Below are 24,885 nucleotides of genomic sequence, written 5' to 3'. Positions count from 1 at the left end.
AGTGGTGAACGGTGGGGGTCTGCTGGTCGCCGGCACCACCTCGGACGCCGGGAAGTCCGTGGTCACCGCCGGGATCTGCCGGTGGCTGGTGCGGCAGGGCGTGAAGGTGGCGCCGTTCAAGGCGCAGAACATGTCGCTCAACTCCTTCGTGACCCGCGAGGGCGCGGAGATCGGCCGGGCGCAGGCCATGCAGGCGCAGGCGTGCCGCCTGGAGCCGACCGCGCTGATGAACCCGGTGCTGCTGAAGCCGGGCGGCGAGCGCAGCAGCCAGGTGGTGCTGCTCGGCAGGCCGGTCGGCGAGATGACCGCCCGCGGCTACCACGGCGGGCGCCAACAGCGGCTGCTCGGCACGGTCCTGGACTGCCTGGCCGAGCTGCGCGCCGGCCACGACGCGGTGATCTGCGAGGGCGCGGGCAGCCCGGCCGAGATCAACCTGCGCCGCACCGACATCGTCAACATGGGCATCGCCCGGGGCGCCGGGCTGCCCGTCGTGGTGGTCGGCGACATCGACCGCGGGGGCGTCTTCGCCTCCTTCTTCGGCACGGTGGCCCTCCTGTCGCCGGAGGACCAGGCGCTGGTCGCCGGGTTCCTGGTCAACAAGTTCCGGGGCGACGTCTCGCTCCTGGAGCCGGGCCTGGACATGCTGCACGGGCTGACCGGGCGGCACACCTACGGCGTCCTCCCCTTCCGGCACGGCCTCGGCATCGACGAGGAGGACGGCCTCCGGGTCTCGCTGCGCGGGACCGTGCGGGAGTCGACGGTGGCCCCGCCGGTCGGCGAGGACGTGCTGCGGGTCGCGGTGTGCGCGGTGCCGCTGATGTCCAACTTCACCGACGTCGACGCGCTGGCCGCCGAACCCGGCGTCGTCGTGCGCTTCGTGGACCGGCCCGAGGAGCTGGCCGACGCCGACCTCGTCGTCGTGCCCGGCACCCGCGGCACGGTCCGGGCGCTGGCCTGGCTGCGCGAGCGGGGCCTGGCCGACGCGCTGGTGCGCCGGGCCGCCGAGGGGCGCCCGGTGCTCGGGATCTGCGGCGGCTTCCAGGTGCTCGGCGAGCACATCGAGGACGACGTGGAGAGCCGCCAGGGGCACGTCGACGGCCTCGGCGTGCTGCCGGTGCGGGTGCGTTTCGCGCGGGAGAAGACCCTGACCCGGCCGGTGGGCGAGGCCCTCGGCGAGCGGGTCGAGGGGTACGAGATCCACCACGGCGTCGCCGAGGTGACCGGCGGGGACGGCTTCCTCGACGGCTGCCGGGTCGGCGCGGTCTGGGGCACGCACTGGCACGGCTCACTCGAGTCGGACGGCTTCCGGCGGGCCTTCCTGCGCGAGGTGGCCGCCGCCGCGGGGCGGCGCTTCGTGCCGGCCCCCGACACCTCGTTCGCCGCGCTGCGCGAGGAGCAGCTCGACCGGCTCGGCGATCTGGTCGAGCAGCACGCGGACACGGACGCCCTGTGGCGGCTCATCGAGTCCGAGCCGCCGAAGGGGCTGCCCTTCGTGCCCCCTGGGGCGCCGGCACCGCCGCCGGCCGTGCAACCGACCGACGTGAGAGACGAATCGGACCCGACAGACGACTCGGACGACTTGAAGGGCGACCCCACGTGACCACCCCGTTCCCGTTCACGGCCGTCGTGGGCCAGGACGACCTGCGCCTCGCGCTGCTGCTCAACGCCGTCTCCCCGGCGGTCGGCGGCGTGCTGGTGCGCGGCGAGAAGGGCACCGCCAAGTCCACGGCGGTACGCGCCCTGTCGGCGCTGATCCCCGAGGTGGCCGTGGTCCCCGGCTGCCGCTTCTCCTGCGACCCGGCGGCCCCCGACCCCGGCTGCCCCGACGGCCCGCACGTCCCCGGCGCCGGCGAGTCCCGCCCGGCCCGGATGGTCGAACTGCCCGTCGGCGCCTCCGAGGACCGGCTGGTCGGTGCCCTGGACATCGAGCGGGCGCTCGCGGAGGGCGTGAAAGCCTTCGAGCCGGGTCTGCTGGCCGACGCGCACCGGGGCATCCTCTACGTCGACGAGGTCAACCTCCTCCACGACCACCTGGTCGACCTGCTCCTGGACGCCGCCGCGATGGGCGCCTCGTACGTGGAGCGCGAGGGCGTCTCGGTGCGGCACGCGGCGCGCTTCCTGCTGGTCGGCACCATGAACCCGGAGGAGGGCGAGCTGCGACCGCAGCTCCTCGACCGGTTCGGGCTGACCGTGGAGGTCGCCGCCTCCCGCGAGCCGGACCTACGGGTGGAGGTGGTCAGGCGGCGCCTCGCCTACGACGACGACCCGGCCGCCTTCGCCGCCCGCTGGGCCGAGGAGGAGACCGCCGTACGGGCCCGGATCGCGGCGGCGCGGGCGCTGCTGCCCCAGGTGAAGCTGGGCGACGGGGCGCTGCGGCAGATCGCGGCGACCTGCGCGGCCTTCGAGGTCGACGGCATGCGCGCGGACATCGTCATGGCGCGCACGGCGACGGCGCTGGCCGCGTGGGCCGGGCGGACGGACGTCCTGGAGGAGGACGTCCGCCAGGCCGCGCTGCTCGCCCTGCCGCACCGGCGGCGGCGGAACCCGTTCGACGCGCCGGGCCTGGACGAGGACAAGCTGGACGAGACGCTTGAGCAGTCCGGGGAGCGCGGCGACGACGGCCCGGACCAGGACCCCGACCCGGATCCCGGCCCCGGCCCCGACGGGCCCGGCGGAGGCGGCCGGCCCCCGGAGGACGGCCCCTCCGACGGCGGACCGCGCGGTGAGGACAGCGCCGAGGCGCCCGGGAGCGGCCCCGAGCAGCCCCGCCCGCAGCAGGCGCCCGGCGCCGGCGAGCGGACCCCCGCCCCGGCCACCGAGCCCTTCCGCACCAAGGTGCTGAGCGTGCCGGGGCTCGGCGAGGGCGCCGCCGGGCGGCGTTCGCGCGCCCGCACCGAGCACGGCCGGACCACCGGCGCCCGGCGCCCGAACGGGACGCTGACCAAGCTGCACCTGGCGGCGACCGTCCAGGCGGCGGCCCCGCACCAGCGGGCGCGCGGCCGGTCGGGGCGCGGTCTGCTGGTGCGGCGCGACGACCTGCGGCAGGCGACCCGGGAGGGCCGCGAGGGCAACCTCGTGCTGTTCGTGGTGGACGCCTCGGGGTCGATGGCGGCCCGGCGGCGGATGAGCGCCGTCAAGGGCGCCGTGCTGTCGCTGCTCCTCGACGCCTACCAGCGGCGGGACAAGGTGGGCCTGGTGACCTTCCGCGGCTCGTCCGCCGATGTCGCGCTGCCCCCGACCTCCTCCGTGGACGCGGCGGCGGCCCGCCTGGAGTCGCTGCCCACCGGGGGGCGCACGCCGCTGGCGGCCGGGCTGCTCACGGCGCACGAGGTGCTGCGGGTGGAGCGGCTGCGGGACCCGGCCCGGCGGCCCCTGGTCGTGGTGGTGACCGACGGGCGCGCCACCGGCGGCCCCGAGCCGATGGCGCTGGCGTCGCGCGCGGCGGGGCTGTTCGCGGTCCAGGGCACCGCCTGCGTGGTCGTGGACTGCGAGGCGGGCCCGGTCAGGCTCGGCCTCGCGGGGCGGCTCGCGGGCGAGCTGGGGGGCCCGGCGGTGACGCTGGAGGAGCTGCGGGCGGACTCGATCGCCGGGCTGGTCAGGGACGTACGGGACACCGGGACGAGGAGGGTGGCGTAATGCCGCAGGGACAGCCGGACGTGATACCGGACGACGGGCTGACGACCCGTCAGCGCCGCAACCGGCCGCTGGTGATGGTGCACACGGGCATCGGCAAGGGCAAGTCGACCGCCGCCTTCGGGATGGCGCTGCGCGCCTGGAACCAGGGGTGGCCGATCGGGGTGTTCCAGTTCGTCAAGTCGGCGAAGTGGAAGGTCGGCGAGGAGAACGCGCTGCGCGTGCTCGGCGCCTCCGGCGAGGGCGGCGCCGTCGACTGGCACAAGATGGGCGAGGGCTGGTCGTGGGTCCAGCGCGACGCGCAGCTGGACAACGAGGAGAAGGCCCGCGAGGGCTGGGAGCAGGTCAAGCGGGACCTGGCCGCCGAGCGCTACCGGCTGTACGTGCTCGACGAGTTCGCCTACCCGCTGCACTGGGGGTGGGTGGACACCGACGAGGTCGTGGAGGTGCTCCGGAACCGGCCCGGCTCGCAGCACGTGGTGATCACCGGCCGCAACGCCCCGGCCGCGCTGGTGGAGTTCGCCGACCTCGTCACCGACATGTCGAAGGTCAAGCACCCCATGGACGCGGGCCAGAAGGGCCAGAAGGGCATCGAGTGGTGAGTGCGCCGGTGCCGCGCCTTGTGGTCGCCGCGCCCGCCTCGGGCAGCGGCAAGACCACCGTGGCCACGGGCCTGATGGCCGCCTTCGCCGCGCGCGGACTGGCCGTCTCCCCGCACAAGGTGGGCCCGGACTACATCGACCCGGGCTACCACGCGCTGGCCACCGGCCGCCCGGGCCGCAACCTGGACGCCTACCTGTGCGGCCCCGACCTGGTGGGGCCGCTGTTCCGGCACGGGTCGCGCGGCTGCGACATCGCCGTGGTCGAGGGCGTGATGGGGCTGTACGACGGGGTGTCGGGCCAGGGCGAGCTGGCGTCCACCGCGCACGTGGCGAAGCTGCTGCGGGCGCCGGTGGTGCTGGTGGTGGACGCCTCCTCGCAGTCCCGTTCGGTGGCGGCCCTGGTGCACGGCTTCGTGAGCTGGGACCCCGGGGTGCGGGTCGGGGGCGTGATCCTCAACAAGGTCGCCTCCGACCGGCACGAGGCGCTGCTGCGCGACGCGATGGAGTCGGTGGGCGTGCCGGTGCTCGGCGTGCTGCGGCGCGCCCCGCAGGTCGACACGCCCTCGCGGCACCTGGGCCTGGTGCCGGTCGCGGAGCGGCGGGCGTCGGCGGTGGAGGCCGTCGCGGCGATGGCGGCGCAGGTGGCCGCCGGGTGCGACCTGGCGGCGCTGGAGGCGCTGGCGCGGGGGGCGGGGGCGCTGGACTGCGAGGCGTGGGACCCGGCGTCGGTCCTCCCCTCCCCCTCGGTATCGGCGCCGACGGACCGGCCCGTCGTCGCCGTGGCGGGCGGCCCCGCGTTCACCTTCTCCTACGCCGAGCACGCCGAGCTGCTGGCCGCCGCCGGGGCCGAGGTCGCCGTCTTCGACCCGCTGCGGGACGACGCGCTGCCCGAGGGGACGCGCGGGCTGGTCCTCGGGGGCGGGTTCCCCGAGGTGTACGCCGCCGAGCTGTCGGCCAACGAGCCGCTGCGCAAGGCGGTGGCCGACCTCGCGGCGGGCGGCGCGCCGGTGGCCGCCGAGTGCGGGGGGCTGCTGTACCTGTGCCGGGAGCTGGACGGGCTGCCGATGTGCGGGGTGCTGGAGGCGGCCGGGCGGATGACGGGGCGGCTGACCCTTGGCTACCGGGACGCGGTGGCCGTCCGCGACAGCGCGCTGGCGGCGGCCGGGACCCGGATGCGGGGGCACGAGTTCCACCGGACGGTCGTGGAGCCGGGGGCCGGCGCGTCGCCCGCCTGGGGCCTGCGCACGTCCGAGCCGCGGGTGGAGGGCTTCGTCCAGGACGGCGTGCACGCCAGCTACCTGCACACCCACTGGGCGGGCGGCCCTGGCGTGGCCCGGCGGTTCGTGGAGCGCTGCCGGTGACCGGACGGTCGCAGGGCGCCTCACTCGGCGAGGCCGACCACCAGCCAGATGAAGGCCGCCCCCGCGACCGTGCACAGCAGCGTGGAGCGGGCCGGGTGCTCGTGGTGGGCCTCGGGCAGGATCTCGGCGGCGGCGAGGTAGAGCAGGACGCCGCCGAAGAGGCCGAGGTAGCCGCCGAGCGCGCCCTCGGGGATGGTGAACAGCAGGGTGGAGGCCGCGCCGAGCACCGGGGCGCAGGCGTCGGCGACCAGCATGGTCACCGCCTTGCGGCGGGCGTTGCCGTACAGGCTGGTCAGCGTGTACGTGTTGAAGCCGTCCGCGAAGTCGTGCGCGATGACGGCCAGCGCCACGGCGAGGCCCATGCCGCCGCCGACCTGGAAGGCCGCGCCGATCGCCACGCCGTCCATCGCGCTGTGCCCGACCATCGCGGCGGCGGCCGTCAGGCCCACCTCGGGGGCGCGGTGCCCGTGCTCGTCGGCGCCGTGCGCGGCGCGACGGGCGGCCAGCAGGCGTTCGCCCAGATGGGCGAGGAGGAACCCGGCGACGAACAGCAGCAGCGCCGCCGGCACGCCGAACACCTCGGTGCCCGCCGCGCGCAGCGCCTCCGGGAGCAGGTCGAGGCCGACGACGCCCAGCATCAGGCCGCCGGCCAGGCCGAGGACCAGGTGGCGCCGGTCGGTGACGCGCTGCGCCGTCCAGCCGCCGGCCAGCGTCATGAGGAACGCGCCGAGCGCGACGAAGACCGCCATGGCCCCTTGCTATCCGATCCGGGCCCCTCTTGGCACATCCGGACGCGGCAATCGCGGTACGCCCGCCCGCGCGGGGCGCGGTCGTGACCGGGCCGCTGGTCGTGGGCGTCGGCGCGTCGCGGGGCGTGCCGGTGGCGGAGGTGCTGGGTCTGGTCGATGAGGCGCTGCGGGAGGCGGGGCTTTCCGCCGCGTCGGTCGTCCACCTGGCCACCGTGGACGCGCGGGCCGGGGAGCCGGGCGTCCTCGGCGCCGCCGCTCGGCTCGGCGTGCCGCTGGTGGCGTACGCCGCCGAGGAGCTGGCCGGCGTCGCGGTGCCCGGCCGCTCCCCCGCCGTGCTGGCCGCGCTGGGCACGGCGTCGGTGGCGGAGGCGGCGGCACTGATCGGCGGGGGCGAGCTGATCGTCCCGAAGCGGAAGTCCCGGGCGCGCCCGGCGCGGGCCACCTGCGCGGTCGTACGGCGGGACGCGGACACCATCCCCCGGTCGGGGCCGGCACAGCGGAGGGCATCATCACCGGCATGAGGACGCGGGACCACGATCTGCGGCACCACGGGGACGCCGAGGTCCGCGACGACGGCTCGGCGCTGGTCGACCTCGCCGTGAACGTCCGCGCGGACACGCCCCCGGCGTGGCTGCGCGCCCGCCTCGCCGACTCGCTGGGCTCGCTCGCGGCCTACCCGGACGGGCGGGCGGCCCGGGCGGCGGTGGCGGCGCGGCACGGGCTGCCGGTCGAGCGGGTGCTGCTGACGGCGGGCGCGGCGGAGGCGTTCGTGCTGCTGGCGCGCGCCCTGGAGGTGCGGCGGCCGGTGGTGGTGCACCCGCAGTTCACGGAGCCGGAGGCGGCGCTGCGGGACGCGGGGCACGCGGTGGGCCGGGTGCTGCTCGACGCGCGGGACGGCTTCCGGCTCGACCCGGCCGCCGTGCCGGAGGACGCCGACCTGGTGGTGGTCGGCAACCCGACCAACCCGACGTCGGTGCTGCACCCGGCCGGTGTCCTGAGCGGCCTTGCCAGGCCCGGGCGGACCCTCGTCGTGGACGAGGCGTTCATGGACGCGGTGCCGGGCGAGCGGGAGGCGTTGGCCGGGCGGACGGACGTGCCGGGGCTCGTGGTGCTGCGCAGCCTGACCAAGACCTGGGGCCTGGCGGGGCTGCGGATCGGCTACGTGCTGGCGGCGCCGGAGACGGTGGCCGCCCTGGAGCGCGCCCAGCCGCTGTGGCCGGTCTCCACGCCCGCGCTGGCCGCGGCCGAGGCGTGCGTGGCCCCCCGGGCGCTGGCGGAGGCGGCCCACGCCGCGCACCGCGCCGCGGCGGACCGCGCCCACCTGGTCACCGGCCTGACCGCCCTCGCCCCGGCCGGGCTGCGGGTCGTCACCCCGGCCGAGGCCCCCTTCGTCCTGGTCCGGGTGCCCGGCGCCGCCGCGGTCCGCGCCCGCCTGCGCGTCCTCGGCTACGCCGTCCGCCGCGGGGACACCTTCCCCGGCCTGGGGGAGGACTGGCTCCGCCTGGCGGTACGGGACCGGGCCACGACGGACGGCTTCCTGTGCGCGCTGGAGCGGGCGCTGGGCTGACGCGCCCTGGGGCGTCAGCCCCTGCGGCGGCGGGAGAGGGCCAGCGCGCCGGCTCCGGCCACCAGCAGGGCCCCGGCGCCGCCGGCCACGTACGGCGTCGCCGAGCTGCCGCCCGTCTCGGCCAGGTCGGCGTCGGAGTGCTCGCCCTGCGGCTGCACCTCGGGGGTCGGTTCCGCCGACGGCGTGGGCTTCGCGGGTGGCTGGGCGGCCGGGGTCTTCGGCGGTGCCGGCGTCTCGCAGGTCGTCTTCGCCAGGGTGATGGTGCCCTTGACGTCGGCGACGTTCAACTTCAGGGGGTTGATGGAGACCGTCAGCTCAAGGGCGGTGGCCGCGGCCGTGCGGGACGTGGTCGACGTGGCCGACAGGTCGAGGCGGACCTCGCCGACGCCGGGGACCTCGACGTCGGTCGTGCCGCCGGCGGTGAGGGTGACCTTCTTGCCGAGGACCTTCACCGCGCCCAGCAGGTCGGCCTCGGCGACCGGCTTCTTCCCCGCCTCGCAGGTCGCCCGGGAGGTGACCTGGTCCACCTCCACGACCGACAGCAGCGGCAGTCCCGGCACGTGGACGCGGGCGCGGGCGACGTCGACGCGGCCCTCGGCCCTGCCCCCGGCCACCGTCACCTTCGCGTCGGCCACGTCGGCGCGCAGCACGCTGAAGGGCCTGCCCTTGTCGACACCGTCCAGTTCCGCGGTGAGCGCGGTCTTCCGGGCGCTCGCGGGGGCGTGCACCTCGTTGAGGGCGACCCCGAGCGGGAGGTCCACGCTCTTGTCGAGCAGGGAGACGTCGAGCCCGGTGCGCAGCACGACGGCGCTCGCGCGGCCCTGGTCGCCGGTGGCGTGTGCGGTGCCCGCGCCGGCCAGGGCCGCGGGACCGGCGGCCAGGGCCGTGGCCGTCGCGAGGGTGGCGAGGCGGCGTGCGGGCATGCGGAAGGTGTTGCCGTTCAAGGTGGTGGGACCCCCAGTGAGACATGCGTGCGGGGCACGCATGAGCGATGTGCTCGGGACCCGCACAGCTTGTCCCCGCGCCCGCCCGGCCGTCAGCGAACCGGGTCCGCTTCACCCCATCGTGGCGTTTCCGCGCGCGTGTTCGGATCTCCCGGCACGGGCGTTCCCCCGCGTCACTCGCGCCGGCTACCCGACGACCCGCCCGCGCAGCACCACCCGGCGCGGAGCGGCCAGCACGCGCACGTCGGCGCGCGGGTCCTCGTCGTACACCACCAGGTCGGCGGAGGCGCCCTCGGTCAGCCCCGGGCGGCCGAGCCAGCTCCGCGCGGACCAGGTGGCCGCCGCCAGCGCCTCGACGGGCGGGATCCCGGCGGTGACCAGCTCGGCGACCTCCCCGGCGACCAGGCCGTGCGCGAGGGAGCCGCCCGCGTCGGTGCCGACGTAGACGGGGACCCCGGCGTCGTAGGCGCCGCGCACGGTGTCGTAGCGGCGGGCGTGCAGCCGGCGCAGGTGGGCCGACCAGCGCGGGAACTTGCCCTCGCCGCCGTCGGCCAGCGCGGGGAAGGTGGCGATGTTGACCAGGGTCGGCACGATGGCGACACCCCGCTCGGCGAAGAGCGGGATGGTGTCGTCGGTCAGCCCGGTCGCGTGCTCGACGCAGTCGATGCCGGCCTCGACCAGGTCGCGCAGCGAGTCCTCGGCGAAGCAGTGCGCGGTGACCCGGGCACCGAGCCGGTGCGCCTCGGCGATGGCGGCCTCCACGGCGCCGCTCGGCCAGCAGGCGGACAGGTCGCCGAGGTCGCGGTCGATCCAGTCGCCGACCAGCTTGACCCAGCCGTCGCCGCGCCGGGCCTCCTGGGCGACGTAGGCGACGAGGTCCTCGGGCTCGACCTCCCAGGCGTAGTTGCGGATGTAGCGGCGGGTGCGGGCGATGTGCCGGCCGGCCCGGATGATCCTGGGCAGGTCCTCGCGGTCGTCGATCCAGCGGGTGTCGGAGGGCGAGCCGGCGTCCCGGATGAGCAGCGTGCCGGCCTCCCGGTCGGTCAGCGCCTGCTTCTCGGCGACGTCCTCGGGCACCGCGCCGTGCTGGTCGAGGCCGACATGGCAGTGCGCGTCGACCAGGCCGGGCAGCGCCCAGCCGCGCACCGTGCGGACGTCGGCGGCACCGGCCGGGCGGTCGTAGGTGACCCGCCCGCCGACCACCCACAGCTCGTCGCGCACGTCGTCGGGACCGACGAGCACCCGCCCCTCGACGTGCAGCACCGCACTCTCGCTCATGCCCAGCACCCTAGGCCCTCGCGCCGACCAGGGGTGGAACCCGTCACCGGGGTCAGGGGCGCCGGGACTACGCTCGGCCGTGACCGTCCGTCGCGTACCGCCCGGTACGCCGGCCCCTCCCCGAGCGAAGAGAGAGCACCGCCGTGACCCACCCCCTCCTGGACCTCCCCCCGCTGAGCGCCGCCCGGTTCGCCGCCATCGAGGACCGGGTGGCGCGGCTCCTCGGCACCCGGCAGGACGTGCTGATCACGCAGGGCGAGGCGCTGCTGCCGCTGGAGGGCGCGATCCGCGCCGCCGCCGGGCCCGGGACCGTCGCGCTCAACATCGTCACCGGGCCGTACGGGCAGACCTTCGGCGACTGGCTGCGGGACTGCGGAGCGACCGTGCACGACCTCGCCGTGCCCTTCCACACCGCGGTCACCGCCGACCAGGTCCGCGAGGCGTTCGCCGCGCACCCGGAGATCGACTTCGTGTCCCTGGTGCACGCGGAGGCGGCCACCGGCAACACCAACCCGGTCGCGGAGATCGGCGAGACGGTGCGGGCGCAGGGCGCGCTGTTCTACCTGGACGCGGTCGCGTCGGTCGGCGCGGAGCCGGTGCTGCCGGACGCCTGGGGCGTGGACCTGTGCGTCATCGGGGCGCAGAAGGCGATGGGTGGCCCGGCGGGCGTGTCGGCGGTGTCGGTGAGCGAGCGGGCGTGGGCGCGGATGGCGGCCAATCCGCGGGCGCCGCGCCGCTCCTACCTCTCCCTGCTCGACTGGAAGGAGCGCTGGCTGGACGCCGGGCGCGCCGCCCTGCCGCACGCCCCGGCGCAGCTGGAGATGCTGGCCCTGGAGGCGTGTGTCGAGCGCATCGAGGCGGCGGGCCTGGAGACGGTCATGGCGCGGCACGCCTCGGCGGCGGCGGCCACCCGGGCGGGTGCGCTCGCGCTGGGCGGCGGCCTGGAGCCGTACGTGCACGAGAGCCGGGACGCGGCGCCGGTGGCCACGACGCTGCGGGCCCCGGCGGACGCCGACGCCTCCGAGCTGGTGGCCGCGGCCCTGGCCGCCGAACCGGCGTTGCCGCTGGCGGCGGGCGGGGGCGCGCTGGCGAAGGAGATGATCCGGGTGAACCACTACGGCCCGGACGCCACGCCCGAGGTGGTGCGGGGCGCGCTGGCGGCCCTGGGCGCCGCCCTGGCGGAGCGCGGTCACCCGACCGACGTGGCGGCGGCCCACCGGGCGGTGGCCGAGACGTACGCCGATTCCGGAATGTGAACGCGAAGCCAATTCCGGATTCTCCGGCGAATAACCGGCCGATGAAAGCGAGGAATTACCTCGGGATTGGCTTCCCATAAGCTTCTGCCCGGGATTCCAGGCGGTAAACACCTGGATTTCGAGCGGGTTACATGACTGTGACCCGTTACACATGACGCCCGTTTTGCCCCGCACATAACGGGCGCAATCCGCCCATAATCCGCTCGCACCGCGCACGCGAGATAACATACGACCTCGCTATGCGTAACCCCCTCCGGCGATGCATTTTTGGATCGCGATGGGTAAATTCGATTTGCATGACCGCCGCGCAAGCTGACCTGCAAATCGACCGACCGAGAACGGCCGACGGTGCCGCCCTGTGGCGGATAGCCCGGGACTCGAAGGTCCTCGACCTGAACTCCTCCTACGCCTATCTGCTGTGGTGCCGCGACTTCGCCGCCACCTCGGCCGTCGCCCGCGACGAGCGCGGTGAGCCGGTCGGTTTCGTCACCGCGTATGTGCGCCCGGACCGCCCCGACACCCTGCTGGTGTGGCAGGTGGCGGTGGACGAGGCCCAGCGCGGGCGCCGGCTGGCCGCCGCGATGCTGGACGGGCTGGTCGCCCGGACCGCCGCCGAGCGCGGGGTGACCACCGTGGAGACCACCATCTCCCCCGGCAACACCGCCTCCGAGCGGCTGTTCACCTCCTTCGCCGAGCGCAACGGCGCCGCCCTCGAGCGCGAGGTGCTGTTCGCCACGGACGTGTTCCCCGACGGGCCGCACGACCCCGAGGTGCTGTACCGCATCGGGCCCCTGCCGACCGGGCACTGACCCGGCCCGGCGCACCCCAGACTTCCTCACCTTCACCCTCACCCCCCAGGAGCGATTCGTCGTGACCATCACCCAGCCCGACCTCAGCGTCTTCGAGACCGTCGAGTCCGAGGTGCGCAGCTACTGCCGCGGCTGGCCCACCGTCTTCGACCGTGCGCACGGCAGCCGCATGTACGACGAGGACGGCCACGAGTACCTCGACTTCTTCGCCGGGGCCGGCTCGCTCAACTACGGGCACAACAACCCGGTGCTGAAACGCGCGCTCATCGACTACCTGGAGCGCGACGGCGTCACGCACGGCCTGGACATGTCGACCACGGCCAAGCGCGCCTTCCTGGAGTCCTTCCAGAACATCGTGCTGCGCCCGCGCGACCTGCCCTACAAGGTCATGTTCCCGGGCCCGACGGGCACCAACGCCGTTGAGTCCGCGCTCAAGCTGGCCCGCAAGGTCAAGGGCCGCGAGTCGATCGTGTCCTTCACCAACGCCTTCCACGGCATGTCGCTCGGCTCGCTCGCGGTGACCGGCAACGCCTTCAAGCGGGCCGGCGCCGGCATCCCGCTGGTGCACGGCACCCCGATGCCGTTCGACAACTACTTCGACGGCGCGGTCGAGGACTTCCTGTGGTTCGAGCGGCTCCTGGAGGACCAGGGCTCGGGCCTGAACAAGCCGGCCGCCGTGATCGTGGAGACCGTGCAGGGCGAGGGCGGCATCAACGTGGCCCGGCCCGAGTGGCTGCGCGCCCTGGCCGACCTGTGCGAGCGCCAGGACATGCTGCTCATCGTGGACGACATCCAGATGGGCTGCGGCCGTACCGGCGCCTTCTTCTCCTTCGAGGAGGCCGGTGTCACGCCGGACATCGTCACCGTCTCCAAGTCGATCAGCGGCTACGGCCTGCCGATGTCGCTCTGCCTGTTCAAGCCGGAGCTGGACATCTGGGAGCCGGGCGAGCACAACGGCACCTTCCGCGGCAACAACCCGGCCTTCGTCACCGCGACCGCCGCGCTCGAGACGTACTGGACCGACGGCTCCGCGATGGAGAAGCAGACCCGGGCCCGCGGTGAGCAGGTCGAGCAGCACATGATCGCCATCACCGAGGAGAACCTCGCCGACGTCAAGGAGTACCGCGGGCGCGGTCTCGTGTGGGGCCTGGAGTTCCACGACAAGGCGCGGGCCGGGAAGGTCGCCAAGCGCGCCTTCGAGCTGGGTCTGCTGATCGAGACGTCCGGCCCGGAGAGCGAGGTCGTCAAGCTGCTCCCGGCGCTCACCATCACGCCCGAGGAGCTGGACGAGGGCCTCACCACCCTCGCCCGCGCCGTCCGCGAGACGGCCTGAGCCCCCCCTACCCCCACCACCCCCCTCATCTAGGAGGCATCGCAGCACCGTGATCGTCCGTTCGTTCAAGGAGATCGAAGGCACCGACCGGCACGTGAAGTCCGCGTCCGGCACCTGGGAGAGCAAGCGCATCGTCCTCGCCAAGGAGAAGGTCGGCTTCTCCGTGCACGAGACGATCCTGTACGCGGGTACGGAGACGTCGATGTGGTACGCGAACCACATCGAGGCCGTCGTCTGCGTGGAGGGCGACGCCGAGCTGACCGACCGCGAGACCGGCAAGACGTACCACATCACGCCCGGCACGATGTATCTCCTGAACGGCCACGAGCGGCACACGCTCAAGGTCAAGGAGGACTTCCGCTGCATCTGCGTGTTCAACCCGCCCGTCACCGGACGGGAGGACCACGACGAGAACGGCGTCTACCCGCTGCTCACCGAGGAGGTGTGAGTCACCGTGACCACCCAGGCGCATACCCAGACTCCGACCGCGAGCCCGACCATCGGCGACCTGTATCCCACCCGCGGCGCCACCGAGGTGGCCACCCCGCGGCAGGACCCGGTCGTGTGGGGCGGCCCGGACACGCCGGGCCCGATCGGGACGGGCGAGCTGCAGTCCTTCGAGCGCGACGGCTTCCTCGCCATCGACCAGCTCATCCGGCCCGACGAGGTCGAGGAGTACCGGGCTGAGCTGGACCGGCTGGTCGCCGACCCGGCGATCCGCGCCGACGAGCGCTCCATCGTGGAGAAGCAGTCGCAGGAGATCCGGTCGGTCTTCGAGGTGCACAAGATCAGCGAGGTCTTCGCCAAGCTGGTGCGCGACGAGCGGGTGGTCGGCCGGGCCCGGCAGATCCTCGGCTCGGACGTCTACGTCCACCAGTCGCGGATCAACGTCAAGCCGGGCTTCGGCGCCAGCGGCTTCTACTGGCACTCGGACTTCGAGACCTGGCACGCCGAGGACGGCCTGCCCAACATGCGGACGGTGTCCGTCTCGATCGCGCTGACCGAGAACCACGACACCAACGGCGGTCTCATGATCATGCCGGGGTCGCACAGGACGTTCCTCGGGTGCGCGGGGGCCACGCCGAAGGACAACTACAAGAAGTCGCTGCAGATGCAGGACGCGGGCACGCCCTCCGACGAGGCGCTGACCGACCTGGCCTCGCAGTACGGCATCAAGCTGTTCACCGGCAAGGCCGGCTCGGCGACCTGGTTCGACTGCAACTGCATGCACGGCTCGGGCGACAACATCACGCCCTTCCCGCGCAGCAACGTCTTCATCGTGTTCAACAGCGTGGAGAACACGGCGGTCGAGCCGTTCGCGGCGCCCATCCGGCGCCCGGACTTCATCGGCGCGCGGGACTTCACGCCGGTGCGGTGACGCCGCGCTGACCGGTCGGTGACCGCGTGACAGGCCGGAAGGGCCGGGGCCTCCTCGTGTGGGACGGGAGGCCCCGGCCCTTCCGTGTGCCTCAATCAGAAAGCACGTCGAGGAGCCGGTCCACGTCGGCGGCGGTGGTGTAGAGGTGGAAGGCCGCGCGCAGGTTGCCCGCGCGGTCGGAGACCTCCACGCCGGCCCGGCTCAGCCCGCCCTGCCGGTGGCCGAGGCCGGGCACCGACACGATGGCCGACCCCGGCGCGGGCACCGGCTCGTGGCCCAGCGCGCGCAGGCCGTCCCGGAACCGGTCGGCGAGCGCGGTGTCGTGGGCGTGCACGGCCTCGACGCCCAGCTCCTCCACCAGGGCCAGGGAGTGCCGGGCGCCGGCGTAGGAGAACAGGGCGGGGCTCTCGTCGAACCGGCGTGCCGAGCGGGCGAGTTCCTCGACCGGTCCGTAGCAGCTGTCCCAGGGGTGCTCGCCGGCCGCCCACCCGGCGTACAGCGGGGTCAGCCCGCCGAAGTCCTCCGGGACGACCAGGAAGGCCACCCCGCGCGGGCAGAGCAGCCACTTGAAGCCGACGGACGCGACGAAGTCGAAGTCACCGGCGGCCAGCGGCAGCCAGCCGGCCGACTGGGAGGCGTCGACCAGCGTCCGCGCCCCGTGCGCCCGGGCGGCCTCGCGCAGCGCCACCAGGTCGGCCACCCGGCCGTCGGCGGACTGCGCGGCGCTGACCGCGACCAGCGCGGTGTCCGGGCCGACGGACTCGGCGATCCGCTCCAGCGGCACCGCCCGCACCTTCAGGTCGCCGCGGACGTGGAAGGGGTTGACCAGGGAGCTGAAGTCGCCCTCGGCGGTCAGGACTTCGGCGCCCGGCGGCAGGGAGGCGGCGACCAGGCCGCTGAAGGTGGCGACCGAGGCGCCGGTCGCCACCCGGGTGGCGGGCACGCCGGCCAGCCGGGCGAAGGCCGCCCGGGCGGCCTCCACGTCGGCGAACATGTCGGTGGGCGCCCCGGCCGCCGAGCCCGCCACCGCGTCGCGCATGGCGACGACCGTACGGGCGGGCAGCAGGCCGGTGCTGGCCGTGTTCAGGTAGGTGTTCTTCGGGGCGAACTCGGCGCGGACGAGGTTCTCGAAGCTCTCCATGGCACCACTGTGCGGCTCCGGGACCTCCCCGTCCATTGCCGATTTCTGCGCGGTCTGTCTTAGGGCCGCTTATACGACGCCCCTGACCTGCCGGTTCAGTCCTGCGGCACCGCGCAGCCGTCCGGGCCGCAGGCCGCCGCGTCGCCGTCCTGGACCAGGGTGAGCGGCGCCCGCTCGCCCCACGCCTGGGTCAGCGCGCGGGTGAAGACCTCGGCGGGCTGGGCGCCGGAGACGCCGTAGGCGCGGTCGAGCACGAAGAACGGCACACCGGTGGCGCCCAGCTCGGCGGCCTCGCGCTCGTCGGCGCGGACGGCGTCGGCGTAGGCGTCGGGATCGGCCAGCACCTCGCGGACCCGGTCCGCGTCGAGGCCGGCGGCCACCGCCAGCTCGGCGATCCGCTCGTCGTCGGTGTAGACCGACCGCTCCTCGGCGAAGTTGGCCCGGTAGAAGGCGTCCAGCAGCGCCTCCTGGCGGCCCTCCTCCTTGGCGAGGTGCAGCAGCCGGTGCATGTCGAAGGTGCTGCCGTGGTCGCGGTCGCGGGTGCGGTAGTCCAGGCCCTCGGCGGCGGCCTGCGCGCCGAGGTTGTCCTCGCCGGCGTGGGCCTGCGCCTCGGACATGCCGTACTTGGCGGTGAGCATGGCCAGCACCGGCTCGACCTGGCCCTTGGCGCGGCCGGGGTCCAGCTCGAAGGAGCGGTGCACCACCTCGACGCCGTCGCGGTGCGGGAAGGCGGCCAGCGCCTTCTCGAAGCGGGCCTTGCCGACATAGCACCAGGGGCAGGCGATGTCGCTCCAGATCTCGACGCGCAGGGTCACGGAAGCTCACTCACTCGGGTCGTACGGTCGCGGAGACTCCCTCCGCCGGGTGCGTGAACGTTCAATCAGTCGGGTTCATTCCCCTTCACTCCCGGGCGACCGGCACCGCATAGCGCAGGTCCAGGTGGTGGGCGTCCGGCGCGGGCGGGTTCGCCGGGTCGGGGAGCCAGCCCTGGCGGGCGTAGAACGCCTGGGCGCGCCGGTTGTCGACGTGCACGTCGAGGACGGCCGTGCGCCGCCCGCCGGCCCGCCACCGCTCGACGCAGGCGGCGTGCAGGGCGGTGCCGACGCCGGCGCGCCAGTGGGCCGGGTCGACATGGAACTGGAAGAGCTTGACGGTGTCCGGCGCCGCGCCCTCCGGGGGCCGGAAGGAGGCGATCCCGATCAGCCGTCCGCCCCGCTCGGCGCAGAGCACCTGCCCGTCGGGGCGTTCGACGGCGGCGCGCCAGGCGGCGCCCCAGTCGTGGTCGTCGTCCGGGAGGCCGTCGGGGTAGTAGGTCGCCCGGGCCCGCACGTGCAGGCCGGCTATCGCCTCGATGTCGGCGGTCCGGGCGTCGCGGATCACGAGGGCGTCACTGCGGTGGTCGTCGATCATGCGACGGAGGACGCCGGGGCCCCGGCACTGGTTCCCGGGGAAGCCGGCGTCCACAACTCGGCCGGCCCCCCGCGCCGCCCGTGACCGCCCGCCCCCGTGCCGGCCCGTGACCGCCCGCCCGGGGCTACCGCTCCAGCCGCCCGTCGTACCGGCGCGGCAGGCCCAGCGGGTTGTCGTCCCGCAGCTCGGGCGGCAGCAGCGCCTCCGGGGCGCCCTGGTACGCCACGGGGCGCAGCCAGCGTTCGATGGCCGTGCCGCCCACCGAGGTGGACGTCGAGGTGGTCGCCGGGTACGGGCCGCCGTGGTGCTGGGCCGGCGCGACGGCGACGCCGGTGGGCCAGCCGTCGACCAGGACCCGGCCGGCCAGCGAGGTCAGTTCCGCCAGCAGCCCCGCCCCGCGCCCCTGCCCGGCGGCCTCGGCGGCGGAGAGGTGCACCGTGGCCGTGAGGCTTCCCGGCAGCCGGGCGAGCACCGCCCCGGCCTCGGCGTCGCCGGCGTAGCGGGCGACGACGGTGACCGGGCCGAAGCACTCCTCCAGGAGCAGCGCGTGGCCGTCCCCCTCGGCCAGCCGGGCGGCCGGCACGGTGAGGAAGCCGGCGCCGACCGTGTGCTCGCCGGCCGGTCCCGGCGCCACCGGCGCCTCGACGTCCGGCAGGGCGGTCCGCTCGGCGACGCCGGCGACGACGTTCTCCCGCATCCGGTGATCGAGGAGGACGCCCTCCCCGGTGGCGGCGACGGCCTCGGCCAGGGACTTGACCACACCGTCCCCCGCCGCCCCGGCCGGCACCAGGACCAGACCCGGCTTCACACAGAACTGCCCGACGCCCAGCGTCATCGAGCCGGCCAGCCCGCCACCGATGGCGTCGGCCCGTTCGGCGGCGGCCCCCTCGGTGACCAGCACGGGGTTGAGCGAGCCCAGCTCGCCGTGGAACGGGATCGGCACCGGCCGCGCCGCCGCCGCGTCGAACAGCGCCCGGCCGCCCCTGACCGACCCGGTGAACCCGGCGGCGGCGACGAGCGGGTGCCGGATCAGTTCCAGGCCGGCGTCGAAGCCGTGCACCAGGCCGAGGACGCCCTCGGGGACGCCGTGTTCCGCGGCGGCCCCGCGCAGCACCGCCGCGACCCGCTCCGACAGGGCCGGATGGTCGGGGTGGGCCTTGACGACGACCGGGCAGCCGGCCGCGAGGGCGCTCGCGGTGTCGCCGCCGGGCACGGAGAAGGCGAAGGGGAAGTTGGAGGCCGCCCAGACGGCGACGACGCCGAGCGGGACCTTGTAGCGGCGCAGGTCCGGGACGGGCGGGGTGGCGGTGGCGTCGGGGTGGTCGATGACCACGTCGAGGAAGGCGCCCTCCTCGACCAGGTCCGCGAAGGCGCGCAACTGGTAGCAGGTGCGGGCCAGTTCGCCGGTGAGCCGGGTCCCGCCGAGCGCGGTCTCGGCGTCGGCCGCCGCGACCAGCTCCTCCCCGGCGGCGTCGAGGCGGTCGGCGGCGGTGCGCAGGAAGGCGGCGCGGACCGCGCGGTCGGCGAGCGCGCCCCGCGCCTCGTGCGCGGCGCGCACCGCGGCGTCCACCACCCGGTCCGTGGCCTCCACCGCGACCTGCTCCCGCCGCTTCCCGGTTCGGGGGTCGACACTCCAGACTGGTGCTGCGACCGGTGCTGCTGTCACCGCGGATCCCTTCCGGCAGGTCCAGCAGGCCGCCCGCCCCACCAGGGACGTTCGATATACTGAACGCTGTCTCTGATGCTGAACACGCTCGGAGATCGGAGACTATTTCCCGTCGAACGAAGGGGTCAAGGGCGATGTCGGCGAGCGAGGCGGGCGGCGGGGCGCAGGTCAAGTCGGCGGTGCGGACGGTGGAGCTGCTCGAGTACTTCGCGGCCCGCCCCGGCATGCACACCCTCGCCTCGGTCCAGGAGGCCGTCGGCTATCCCAAGTCCAGCCTCTACATGCTGCTGCGCACGCTGGTGGAGCTGGGCTGGGTGGAGACCGACGCCACCGGCACGCGGTACGGCATCGGGGTGCGGGCGCTGCTGGTCGGCACCTCCTACATCGACGGCGACGAGGTGGTGGCCGCCGCCCGGCCGGCCCTTGACCGGCTCGCCGAGGACACCACGGAGACCGTCCACCTCGCCCGCCTCGACGGCACGAACGTCGTGTACCTGGCCACCCGGCAGTCCCAGCACTACCTGCGCCCCTTCACCCGCGTCGGCCGCCGGCTGCCCGCCCACTCCACGGCCCTCGGCAAGGCGCTGCTGAGCACCCACACCGACGAGCAGGTCCGCGCGCTGCTCCCGGAGACGCTGCCCGCGCTCACCGAGCACACCCTCACCGACCGGGAGCGGCTCATCGAGGAGCTGCACCAGGTACGGGAGCGGGGCTACGCCGTGGACCGCGAGGAGAACACCCTCGGCCTGCGCTGCTTCGGCGTGGCGATCCCCTACCGCACTCCCGCGCGGGACGCGGTCAGCTGCTCGGTGCCGGTGGCGCGGCTGACGCCCGCGCACGAGCAGACGGTGAAGGACGCGCTGCTCGACGCCCGGGACCGGCTGTCACTGGCCACCCGTACGCTCTGAGGCATGCTGATCACGTTGCGCGAGGTCCACGACAGCGACCTGCCGGTCTTCTTCCGCCAGCTCAACGACCCGGTGGCCCTGCACATGGCGGCCTTCACCCCCGAGGACCCGGCCGACTGGGACGTCTTCGCGGCCCACTGGGCGCGGATCAGGGCCGACGGCGGCGTGGTGAACCGCACCGTCCTCGCCGACGGGGACGTGGTGGGCAGCGCCGCGGTGTACGGCGAGCCGGGCGAGCGCGAGGTGACGTACTGGGTGGACCGGGCGTACTGGGGCCGGGGCGTGGCCACCGCCGCGCTGCGCGGCCTGCTCGCCGAGGTGCCGGAGCGCCCGCTGTACGCGCGGGCGGCGGCGGACAACGCCGGTTCGCTGCGGGTGCTGGCGAAGTGCGGCTTCGAGGTGAGCGCCGCGGACCGGGGTTTCGCGCCGGCGCGCGGCGTGGAGATCGACGAGATCGTGCTGCACCTCACCTCGTGATGCGCACCTCATGAACGGATGATGAGAAAAGACCGCACAAGGGAACGACCACCACACCCCCGTTCGTCTTGTCAGCGGGATGAACAAGACGATCAGGCGCGCATCCGTCTTCACCCTGCTCCTGGTGTTCGCTCTGCTGGTCAGGGCGACCTGGGTGCAGTTCTACGACGGACAGGCGCTCGCGGAAGACAAGGACAACCGGCGCAACGCGATCGCGACGTACGCGGGGCCGCTCGGGAACATCGTCGTGGCCGGCCGCCCGGTCACCGGATCGGCACGGACGGAGGACGGCGACCTCGCCTACAAGCGCACCTACCCGGACGGCGAGCGGTACGCGGCGGTGACCGGCTACGCCTCGCAGGCGTACGCGCCGACCCAACTGGAGGGCATCTACCAGGACCTGCTCAACGGCACGGATCCCCGGCTCAAGAGCGTCATGGACACGGTCACCGGCGAGCGGGCGGCCCCGGGCAACGTGCTGACGACCATCGACCCGGCCGTGCAGAAGGCGGGCATGGACGCGCTGGGCGACAAGAAGGGCGCGGCCGTCGCCATCGACCCGAAGACCGGCCGCGTCCTCGGCGTGGTGTCCACCCCGTCGTACGACCCCTCCTCGCTGACCGACGCCAACAGCGCCGGTGAGGCCTGGCAGAAGCTCAACGCGGACCCGGAGAAGCCGCTGACCAACCGGGCGCTGCGCCAGCCGCTGCCGCCCGGCTCGACGTTCAAGCTGGTGGTGGCCGCCGCCGCGCTGGAGGACGGGCTGTACGACTCGGTGGACGAGGGCACGCGGAGCCCGGACCCGTACCGGCTGCCGGGCACCACGAGGGACCTGTCGAACGAGAACCCGAGCGCCCCGTGCGAGAACGCCCCGATCCGCGTCGCGCTCCAGTACTCCTGCAACAACGTCTTCGCGAAGATGGCCGCCGACCTCGGCCAGGAAAAGGTGCGCGCGACGGCGGAGAAGTTCGGGTTCAACGACGAGAAGCAGGACATACCGGTGCGCGCCTACCCGAGCACGTACCCGAAGGACATGGACCGCTCCTCCACCGCGCTCACCGGCATCGGGCAGTACGACGTGACGGCGACGCCGCTCCAGATGGCCATGGTCTCCGCGGCCATAGCCAATGACGGTGAGCTGGTCTCGCCGCACATGGTCGCGCAGCTCACGGACGGCGACAGCAATGTCCTGGAGGACTACGACGACGACCCGGACACCCGGCGGATCGTCAGCTCGGACACCGCCCGGCAGCTCCAGTCGGCGATGCAGACGGTGGTCGAGGACGGCACGGGCACGAACGCGCGGATCCCGGGCGCCACGGTCGGCGGCAAGACCGGCACGGCCCAGCACGGCGAGAGGAACAGCAAGACGCCGTACGCCTGGTTCACCTCCTACGCCAAGTCCGCCTCCTCGGACAAGGAGGTCGCCGTGGCCGTGATCGTGGAGCAGTCGAACGCGGCCCGCTCCGAGGTGAGCGGCAACGGCCTGGCGGCCCCGGTCGCCAAGGCGATGATGCGGGCGGCGCTGAAGGACTGACGCCGCCCATGGCTCAGACCTCGGTGACGCGGCCCTCGCGCGCGGTGTCCGTCGGCCCGCCGAACGCCTCGGCGGCGCGGGCCGTCGCCGCCTCGGGGGTCAGCGTCGGCCCGACGTGCGTGACCAGCAGGCGCCGGGCGCCGGCGGCGCGGGCGGTGCGCCCGGCGTCCTCGGGTGTGAGGTGCACCTGCTCGTCCGGACCGGGCGCGTCGATGTCGGCCTCGCAGAGGAACACGTCGGCGTCCCGGGCCAGGTCGGTGAGGGCCGGGCAGGGGCCGCTGTCCCCGGAGTACGCCAGCACCCGGCCGCCGCACTCGGCGCGCAGCCCGTACGCCTCGGTGTCGTGCCGGACGGCGTGCGAGGTCAGGGTCAGGCCGCCGAGGCGGACGGTGTGGCCGTCGTGCAGCGGCCGGAAGTCGAGCACCGGCGCGAGGAAGCCGGCGTCCGGGCGGCCGAAGAAGCCCGCGAGGCGCGCGGCGCAGTCCGCCGGGGCGTACACCGGCACCGGCGCGGGCGGCGTCAGCCCGCCGTAGGCGAGTCCGTAGACGGCGGCGAGCAGGTCGGCGCTGTGGTCGGCGTGCAGGTGGGAGATCCAGATGGCGTCGAGCCGGGCCGGGTCGGCGTGCCGCTGCAACTCGGCGAAGGTGCCGGTGCCGGCGTCCACCCACACCTGGGCGCCCCCGCCGCGCAGCAGGTGACCGGAGCAGGGGCGGCCCGGGCCCGGGTGCGGGGCGGCGGTGCCGAGGACGGTGAGGGTGAGGGCCATACGGCGGAGCGTACGGGCCGGCCGGGGATCTCCGCCCTCCGGTTCAGGCGGGCCGCGTCCAGCCCGGGTCGCGACCGCTCAGGCCCAGGGCCCGGTCGAGGAGCGGGGCGTCGGCGGGGACCCGGACGACCGGGCCGAACAGCCCGCCCCCGCTGTCGTCGCGGCCGGGGTCCTCGGCCGCCGCGGTCAGGAAGGTCAGGGCGCTGCGCAGCGCGCCCTCGTCCGGCGTGTACTCCTGGCCGGTGGCGCGGGCCAGGTCCCAGCCGTGGATCAGCAGCTCGTCGGCCGCGACCGCGCCGGCCACCGGGCCCGGCAGGTCGACGCCGCCGGCCCGGGTCATGCCGGTCCACGCCTCGGGGTCGCGCCAGGCCTCGGCCAGCTCGTCGAGGACCCGGGGCAGCTCCTCGCGCCAGCCAGGTCCGATGTCCGGCGTGACGGCGCCGGGGTTGGTGTCGGTGGTGGGCCCGAGGTCCTTGCGTCCGGCGTCGCGGAAGGCGGTGGCCAGGTGGGTCAGGTGGCCGAGCAGGTTGCGTACCGTCAGGTCGGGGCAGGGGGTGGGGTCGGCGAGCCGCTCGTCGGGCACGCGCTCGGCGAGCCGGGCCACGATCCGGGCCTGCGGGCCGAGGTCGAGGACGGGGTCACCGGCGGTCGTTTCCGAGGCCATGGACTGCTCCCTGGGGTCGTCGCGGGCTGCGCTCCGCGAGGCGGACGGTGCTTTCTAGGAAGAAGGACCGAGGCCGGCCGCCGGACTCATCGGTCGACGGCCGCTTTCCTGGGGCACCTGCCCGATGCCGGTCCGCCCCACTCAGACCGAGGCTCGTCGGACATGACGACGACTTCGACCTGGCCCCTGGTGCGCGTGGTGCGCGACCGCGACGCGGGCCTGTTCCTCGCCGGGGCGGTGGTCTCCCGCTTCGGCAGCTCCGCGATGTGGCTGGCGTGCGGCGTGTGGGTGAAGGGCCTCACCGGCTCCGACGGCCTGGCCGCGCTCTGCCTGCTCGCCCTGTGGCTGCCGACCCTGGCGGGCCCGGCGCTCGGCACCCTCGCCGACCGCGGCCGGCGCCGGCCGCTGCTGATCGCCCTGAACCTGGCCTCGGCCCTGCTGCTCCTCGCCCTCCTGGCCGTGGGCTCGGCGGACCGGCTCTGGCTGCTCTTCGCGGTCCTGGTCGGGTACGGCGCCCTTGGTGTGGTGCACGACGCCGCCGAGTCGGCGCTGGTCGCCGCCGCCGTCGCCCCGCGCCTGCTGGGCGACTTCAACGGGCTGCGGATGACGGTCACCGAGGGCATGAAGCTGGTGGCCCCGCTGACCGGCGCCGGCCTGTACGCCGCGTACGGCGGCCGGGCGGTGGCGCTCCTCGACGCGGCGACCTTCGTGCTGGCCGCCGGGCTCTGCGCGGCGGTGCGGGTGCGCGAGGCGCCGCCGGAGCCGCCGGCGGGGCACTGGTGGGAGCGGACGGCCGAGGGCGCCCGGCACCTGTGGCGGCACCCCGGGCTGCGCCCGCTGGTGCTGGCCGGCGGCGTGACGATGCTCTGCGCGGGCATCGGCGGCGCGACGCTCTACCCGGTCGTCGACTCGCTCGGCCGCCCCCCGGCGTACGCGGGCGTGCTGTACGCGGTGCAGGGCGCCGGTTCGGTGGCGGGCGGGCTGCTGGCCGGGCCCGCCCTGCGGCACCTCGGCGACCGGTGGTTCGCGGCGGCCGGGATCGGGCTGTTCGGGGCGGCGGTGGCGGTGCGGGCCGTGCCGGTGGAACCGGTGGTGCTGGCGTCGAGCGCGGCGGTCGGCATCGGGCTCCCGGCGGTGCTGATCGCGGCCCTGACCGCCGTGCAGCGCGAGACCCCGGCGGTGCTGCGCGGCCGGGCCGCCGCCGCGAGCGACACCCTGGTGTTCGGGCCGAACGTGCTCGGCCTGGCCGTCGGCGCGGCGCTGGTGGGAGTGGCCGGCCTGTGGCTGCTGCTGCCCGCCCTGGGCGCGGTGCTGCTCACGACCGCGCTGGTACTGGCCCAGCGGCCGGCACGCCCCGCGCGCACCGCCGCCAAGTCGATGTCCTAGGCCCCGACCCCGCACCGGCC

General features: G+C 75.0%; 23 protein-coding genes and 1 pseudogene. 15 read left to right on the top strand and 9 right to left on the bottom strand.

From position 1 onward, the window contains the following. The first annotated feature begins 4 nt into the window (after positions 1 to 4). Genes ACGFZL_RS29310 through ACGFZL_RS29295 form a run of 4 tightly spaced genes read left to right on the top strand, consistent with a single transcriptional unit; the run spans position 5 to position 5,596 of the window. Positions 5 to 1,600: a cobyric acid synthase gene (locus ACGFZL_RS29310; RefSeq protein WP_393696243.1), complete on the top strand. Its 1,596-nt coding sequence runs from the start codon at positions 5 to 7 to the stop codon at positions 1,598 to 1,600. After that, positions 1,597 to 3,636, top strand: a complete 2,040-nt coding sequence (locus ACGFZL_RS29305) for a putative cobaltochelatase (RefSeq protein ID WP_393696241.1) — start codon at positions 1,597 to 1,599, stop codon at positions 3,634 to 3,636. The genes ACGFZL_RS29310 and ACGFZL_RS29305 overlap by 4 nt, the downstream gene beginning before the upstream one ends. After that, entirely contained in the window at positions 3,636 to 4,235 is a 600-nt protein-coding gene (gene cobO / locus ACGFZL_RS29300; protein ID WP_393696239.1) for a cob(I)yrinic acid a,c-diamide adenosyltransferase, read from the top strand. The genes ACGFZL_RS29305 and cobO overlap by 1 nt, the downstream gene beginning before the upstream one ends. After that, positions 4,232 to 5,596: a cobyrinate a,c-diamide synthase gene (locus ACGFZL_RS29295; protein ID WP_393696237.1), complete on the top strand. Its 1,365-nt coding sequence runs from the start codon at positions 4,232 to 4,234 to the stop codon at positions 5,594 to 5,596. Before cobO ends, ACGFZL_RS29295 begins: the two co-directional genes overlap by 4 nt. Positions 5,597 to 5,616: 20 nt before the next feature. Here ACGFZL_RS29295 and ACGFZL_RS29290 read toward each other — a convergent pair whose 3' ends face one another. Beyond that, a complete protein-coding gene (locus ACGFZL_RS29290) occupies positions 5,617 to 6,345 on the bottom strand; it encodes a ZIP family metal transporter (RefSeq protein WP_355174906.1) in 729 nt (242 codons plus the stop codon). A 50-nt stretch (positions 6,346 to 6,395) separates the two neighbouring features. Between ACGFZL_RS29290 and ACGFZL_RS29285 the strand changes: the two are divergent. After that, a pseudogene (locus ACGFZL_RS29285) lies at positions 6,396 to 6,806 on the top strand (cobalamin biosynthesis protein); the annotation flags it as partial. Between the two features lie 56 nt (positions 6,807 to 6,862). Next, on the top strand, positions 6,863 to 7,912 hold the full coding sequence (gene cobC / locus ACGFZL_RS29280) for an Rv2231c family pyridoxal phosphate-dependent protein CobC (RefSeq protein WP_393696235.1): 1,050 nt from the start codon (positions 6,863 to 6,865) through the stop codon (positions 7,910 to 7,912). A 14-nt stretch (positions 7,913 to 7,926) separates the two neighbouring features. On the opposite strand, the gene ACGFZL_RS29275 is transcribed toward cobC, so the two are convergent. Together ACGFZL_RS29275 and ACGFZL_RS29270 are read right to left on the bottom strand one after the other, a co-directional pair. Further along, on the bottom strand, positions 7,927 to 8,856 hold the full coding sequence (locus ACGFZL_RS29275; RefSeq protein ID WP_355174910.1) for an SCO1860 family LAETG-anchored protein: 930 nt from the start codon (positions 8,854 to 8,856) through the stop codon (positions 7,927 to 7,929). A gap of 186 nt (positions 8,857 to 9,042) precedes the next feature. Continuing rightward, entirely contained in the window at positions 9,043 to 10,134 is a 1,092-nt protein-coding gene (locus ACGFZL_RS29270; protein WP_393696232.1) for an amidohydrolase family protein, read from the bottom strand. Positions 10,135 to 10,277: 143 nt separating this feature from the next. On the opposite strand from ACGFZL_RS29270, the gene ACGFZL_RS29265 reads away from it, so the two are divergent. From ACGFZL_RS29265 to thpD, 5 genes are all read left to right on the top strand, one after another. Beyond that, complete coding sequence (locus ACGFZL_RS29265; protein WP_393696230.1) at positions 10,278 to 11,390, top strand: aminotransferase class V-fold PLP-dependent enzyme; 1,113 nt, start codon at positions 10,278 to 10,280, stop codon at positions 11,388 to 11,390. Positions 11,391 to 11,686: 296 nt separating this feature from the next. Beyond that, a complete protein-coding gene (gene ectA / locus ACGFZL_RS29260) occupies positions 11,687 to 12,199 on the top strand; it encodes a diaminobutyrate acetyltransferase (RefSeq protein WP_393696228.1) in 513 nt (170 codons plus the stop codon). Between the two features lie 61 nt (positions 12,200 to 12,260). Next, entirely contained in the window at positions 12,261 to 13,532 is a 1,272-nt protein-coding gene (gene ectB, locus ACGFZL_RS29255) for a diaminobutyrate--2-oxoglutarate transaminase (RefSeq protein ID WP_355174918.1), read from the top strand. A 49-nt stretch (positions 13,533 to 13,581) separates the two neighbouring features. Continuing rightward, positions 13,582 to 13,980: an ectoine synthase gene (locus ACGFZL_RS29250; protein ID WP_355174920.1), complete on the top strand. Its 399-nt coding sequence runs from the start codon at positions 13,582 to 13,584 to the stop codon at positions 13,978 to 13,980. A gap of 51 nt (positions 13,981 to 14,031) precedes the next feature. After that, positions 14,032 to 14,910 carry an ectoine hydroxylase gene (thpD, locus tag ACGFZL_RS29245; protein WP_393696319.1) on the top strand — a complete coding sequence of 293 codons (879 nt, stop codon included), beginning with the start codon at positions 14,032 to 14,034 and terminating at the stop codon, positions 14,908 to 14,910. Between the two features lie 91 nt (positions 14,911 to 15,001). Here the strand turns inward: thpD and ACGFZL_RS29240 are convergent, their stop codons facing one another. From ACGFZL_RS29240 to ACGFZL_RS29225, 4 genes are all read right to left on the bottom strand, one after another. After that, positions 15,002 to 16,087 (bottom strand): aminotransferase class V-fold PLP-dependent enzyme, encoded by a 1,086-nt coding sequence (locus tag ACGFZL_RS29240; protein ID WP_393696226.1) that lies wholly within the window; start codon positions 16,085 to 16,087, stop codon positions 15,002 to 15,004. A 59-nt stretch (positions 16,088 to 16,146) separates the two neighbouring features. Continuing rightward, a complete protein-coding gene (locus ACGFZL_RS29235; RefSeq protein ID WP_355175128.1) occupies positions 16,147 to 16,860 on the bottom strand; it encodes a DsbA family oxidoreductase in 714 nt (237 codons plus the stop codon). Between the two features lie 91 nt (positions 16,861 to 16,951). Further along, positions 16,952 to 17,461, bottom strand: a complete 510-nt coding sequence (locus ACGFZL_RS29230; protein ID WP_393696224.1) for a GNAT family N-acetyltransferase — start codon at positions 17,459 to 17,461, stop codon at positions 16,952 to 16,954. 124 nt (positions 17,462 to 17,585) lie between these two features. Beyond that, on the bottom strand, positions 17,586 to 19,127 hold the full coding sequence (locus ACGFZL_RS29225) for an aldehyde dehydrogenase (NADP(+)) (protein ID WP_393696222.1): 1,542 nt from the start codon (positions 19,125 to 19,127) through the stop codon (positions 17,586 to 17,588). Positions 19,128 to 19,261: 134 nt separating this feature from the next. Here ACGFZL_RS29225 and ACGFZL_RS29220 point away from each other — a divergent pair, with 134 nt between their 5' ends. From ACGFZL_RS29220 to ACGFZL_RS29210, 3 genes are all read left to right on the top strand, one after another. Then, on the top strand, positions 19,262 to 20,035 hold the full coding sequence (locus tag ACGFZL_RS29220) for an IclR family transcriptional regulator (RefSeq protein ID WP_393696220.1): 774 nt from the start codon (positions 19,262 to 19,264) through the stop codon (positions 20,033 to 20,035). Positions 20,036 to 20,038: 3 nt separating this feature from the next. Beyond that, on the top strand, positions 20,039 to 20,512 hold the full coding sequence (locus tag ACGFZL_RS29215) for a GNAT family N-acetyltransferase (protein ID WP_393696218.1): 474 nt from the start codon (positions 20,039 to 20,041) through the stop codon (positions 20,510 to 20,512). A 79-nt stretch (positions 20,513 to 20,591) separates the two neighbouring features. Further along, entirely contained in the window at positions 20,592 to 22,049 is a 1,458-nt protein-coding gene (locus tag ACGFZL_RS29210) for a peptidoglycan D,D-transpeptidase FtsI family protein (RefSeq protein ID WP_393696216.1), read from the top strand. 13 nt (positions 22,050 to 22,062) lie between these two features. Here the strand turns inward: ACGFZL_RS29210 and ACGFZL_RS29205 are convergent, their stop codons facing one another. Together ACGFZL_RS29205 and ACGFZL_RS29200 are read right to left on the bottom strand one after the other, a co-directional pair. Further along, complete coding sequence (locus tag ACGFZL_RS29205; protein WP_393696214.1) at positions 22,063 to 22,815, bottom strand: MBL fold metallo-hydrolase; 753 nt, start codon at positions 22,813 to 22,815, stop codon at positions 22,063 to 22,065. A 43-nt stretch (positions 22,816 to 22,858) separates the two neighbouring features. Next, positions 22,859 to 23,479, bottom strand: coding sequence for a TIGR03086 family metal-binding protein (locus tag ACGFZL_RS29200; RefSeq protein WP_393696212.1), 621 nt, complete (start codon positions 23,477 to 23,479; stop codon positions 22,859 to 22,861). Between the two features lie 162 nt (positions 23,480 to 23,641). Here ACGFZL_RS29200 and ACGFZL_RS29195 point away from each other — a divergent pair, with 162 nt between their 5' ends. Continuing rightward, positions 23,642 to 24,865 carry an MFS transporter gene (locus tag ACGFZL_RS29195; protein ID WP_393696210.1) on the top strand — a complete coding sequence of 408 codons (1,224 nt, stop codon included), beginning with the start codon at positions 23,642 to 23,644 and terminating at the stop codon, positions 24,863 to 24,865. The last annotated feature ends 20 nt before the right edge of the window (positions 24,866 to 24,885 follow it).

Origin of the sequence: Streptomyces sp. NPDC048182 (genome assembly GCF_043202555.1) — a bacterium.
Taxonomy (GTDB): domain Bacteria; phylum Actinomycetota; class Actinomycetes; order Streptomycetales; family Streptomycetaceae; genus Streptomyces.
Note: the sequence above shows the minus strand (reverse complement) of the source record. Positions and strands in the feature narration are given on the sequence as shown.

Excerpts from the sequence above, each read along its gene's own strand:
- cobO (WP_393696239.1), top strand. The coding sequence starts at position 3,636 with ATGCCGCAGGGACAGCCGGACGTGATACCGGACGACGGGCTGACGACC.
- ACGFZL_RS29290 (WP_355174906.1), bottom strand. The coding sequence starts at position 6,345 with ATGGCGGTCTTCGTCGCGCTCGGCGCGTTCCTCATGACGCTGGCCGGC.
- cobC (WP_393696235.1), top strand. The coding sequence starts at position 6,863 with ATGAGGACGCGGGACCACGATCTGCGGCACCACGGGGACGCCGAGGTC.
- ACGFZL_RS29270 (WP_393696232.1), bottom strand. The coding sequence starts at position 10,134 with ATGAGCGAGAGTGCGGTGCTGCACGTCGAGGGGCGGGTGCTCGTCGGT.
- ectA (WP_393696228.1), top strand. The coding sequence starts at position 11,687 with ATGACCGCCGCGCAAGCTGACCTGCAAATCGACCGACCGAGAACGGCC.
- ACGFZL_RS29240 (WP_393696226.1), bottom strand. The coding sequence starts at position 16,087 with ATGGACGGGGAGGTCCCGGAGCCGCACAGTGGTGCCATGGAGAGCTTC.
- ACGFZL_RS29230 (WP_393696224.1), bottom strand. The coding sequence starts at position 17,461 with ATGATCGACGACCACCGCAGTGACGCCCTCGTGATCCGCGACGCCCGG.
- ACGFZL_RS29220 (WP_393696220.1), top strand. The coding sequence starts at position 19,262 with ATGTCGGCGAGCGAGGCGGGCGGCGGGGCGCAGGTCAAGTCGGCGGTG.
- ACGFZL_RS29215 (WP_393696218.1), top strand. The coding sequence starts at position 20,039 with ATGCTGATCACGTTGCGCGAGGTCCACGACAGCGACCTGCCGGTCTTC.
- ACGFZL_RS29210 (WP_393696216.1), top strand. The coding sequence starts at position 20,592 with ATGAACAAGACGATCAGGCGCGCATCCGTCTTCACCCTGCTCCTGGTG.
- ACGFZL_RS29205 (WP_393696214.1), bottom strand. The coding sequence starts at position 22,815 with ATGGCCCTCACCCTCACCGTCCTCGGCACCGCCGCCCCGCACCCGGGC.
- ACGFZL_RS29200 (WP_393696212.1), bottom strand. The coding sequence starts at position 23,479 with ATGGCCTCGGAAACGACCGCCGGTGACCCCGTCCTCGACCTCGGCCCG.
- ACGFZL_RS29195 (WP_393696210.1), top strand. The coding sequence starts at position 23,642 with ATGACGACGACTTCGACCTGGCCCCTGGTGCGCGTGGTGCGCGACCGC.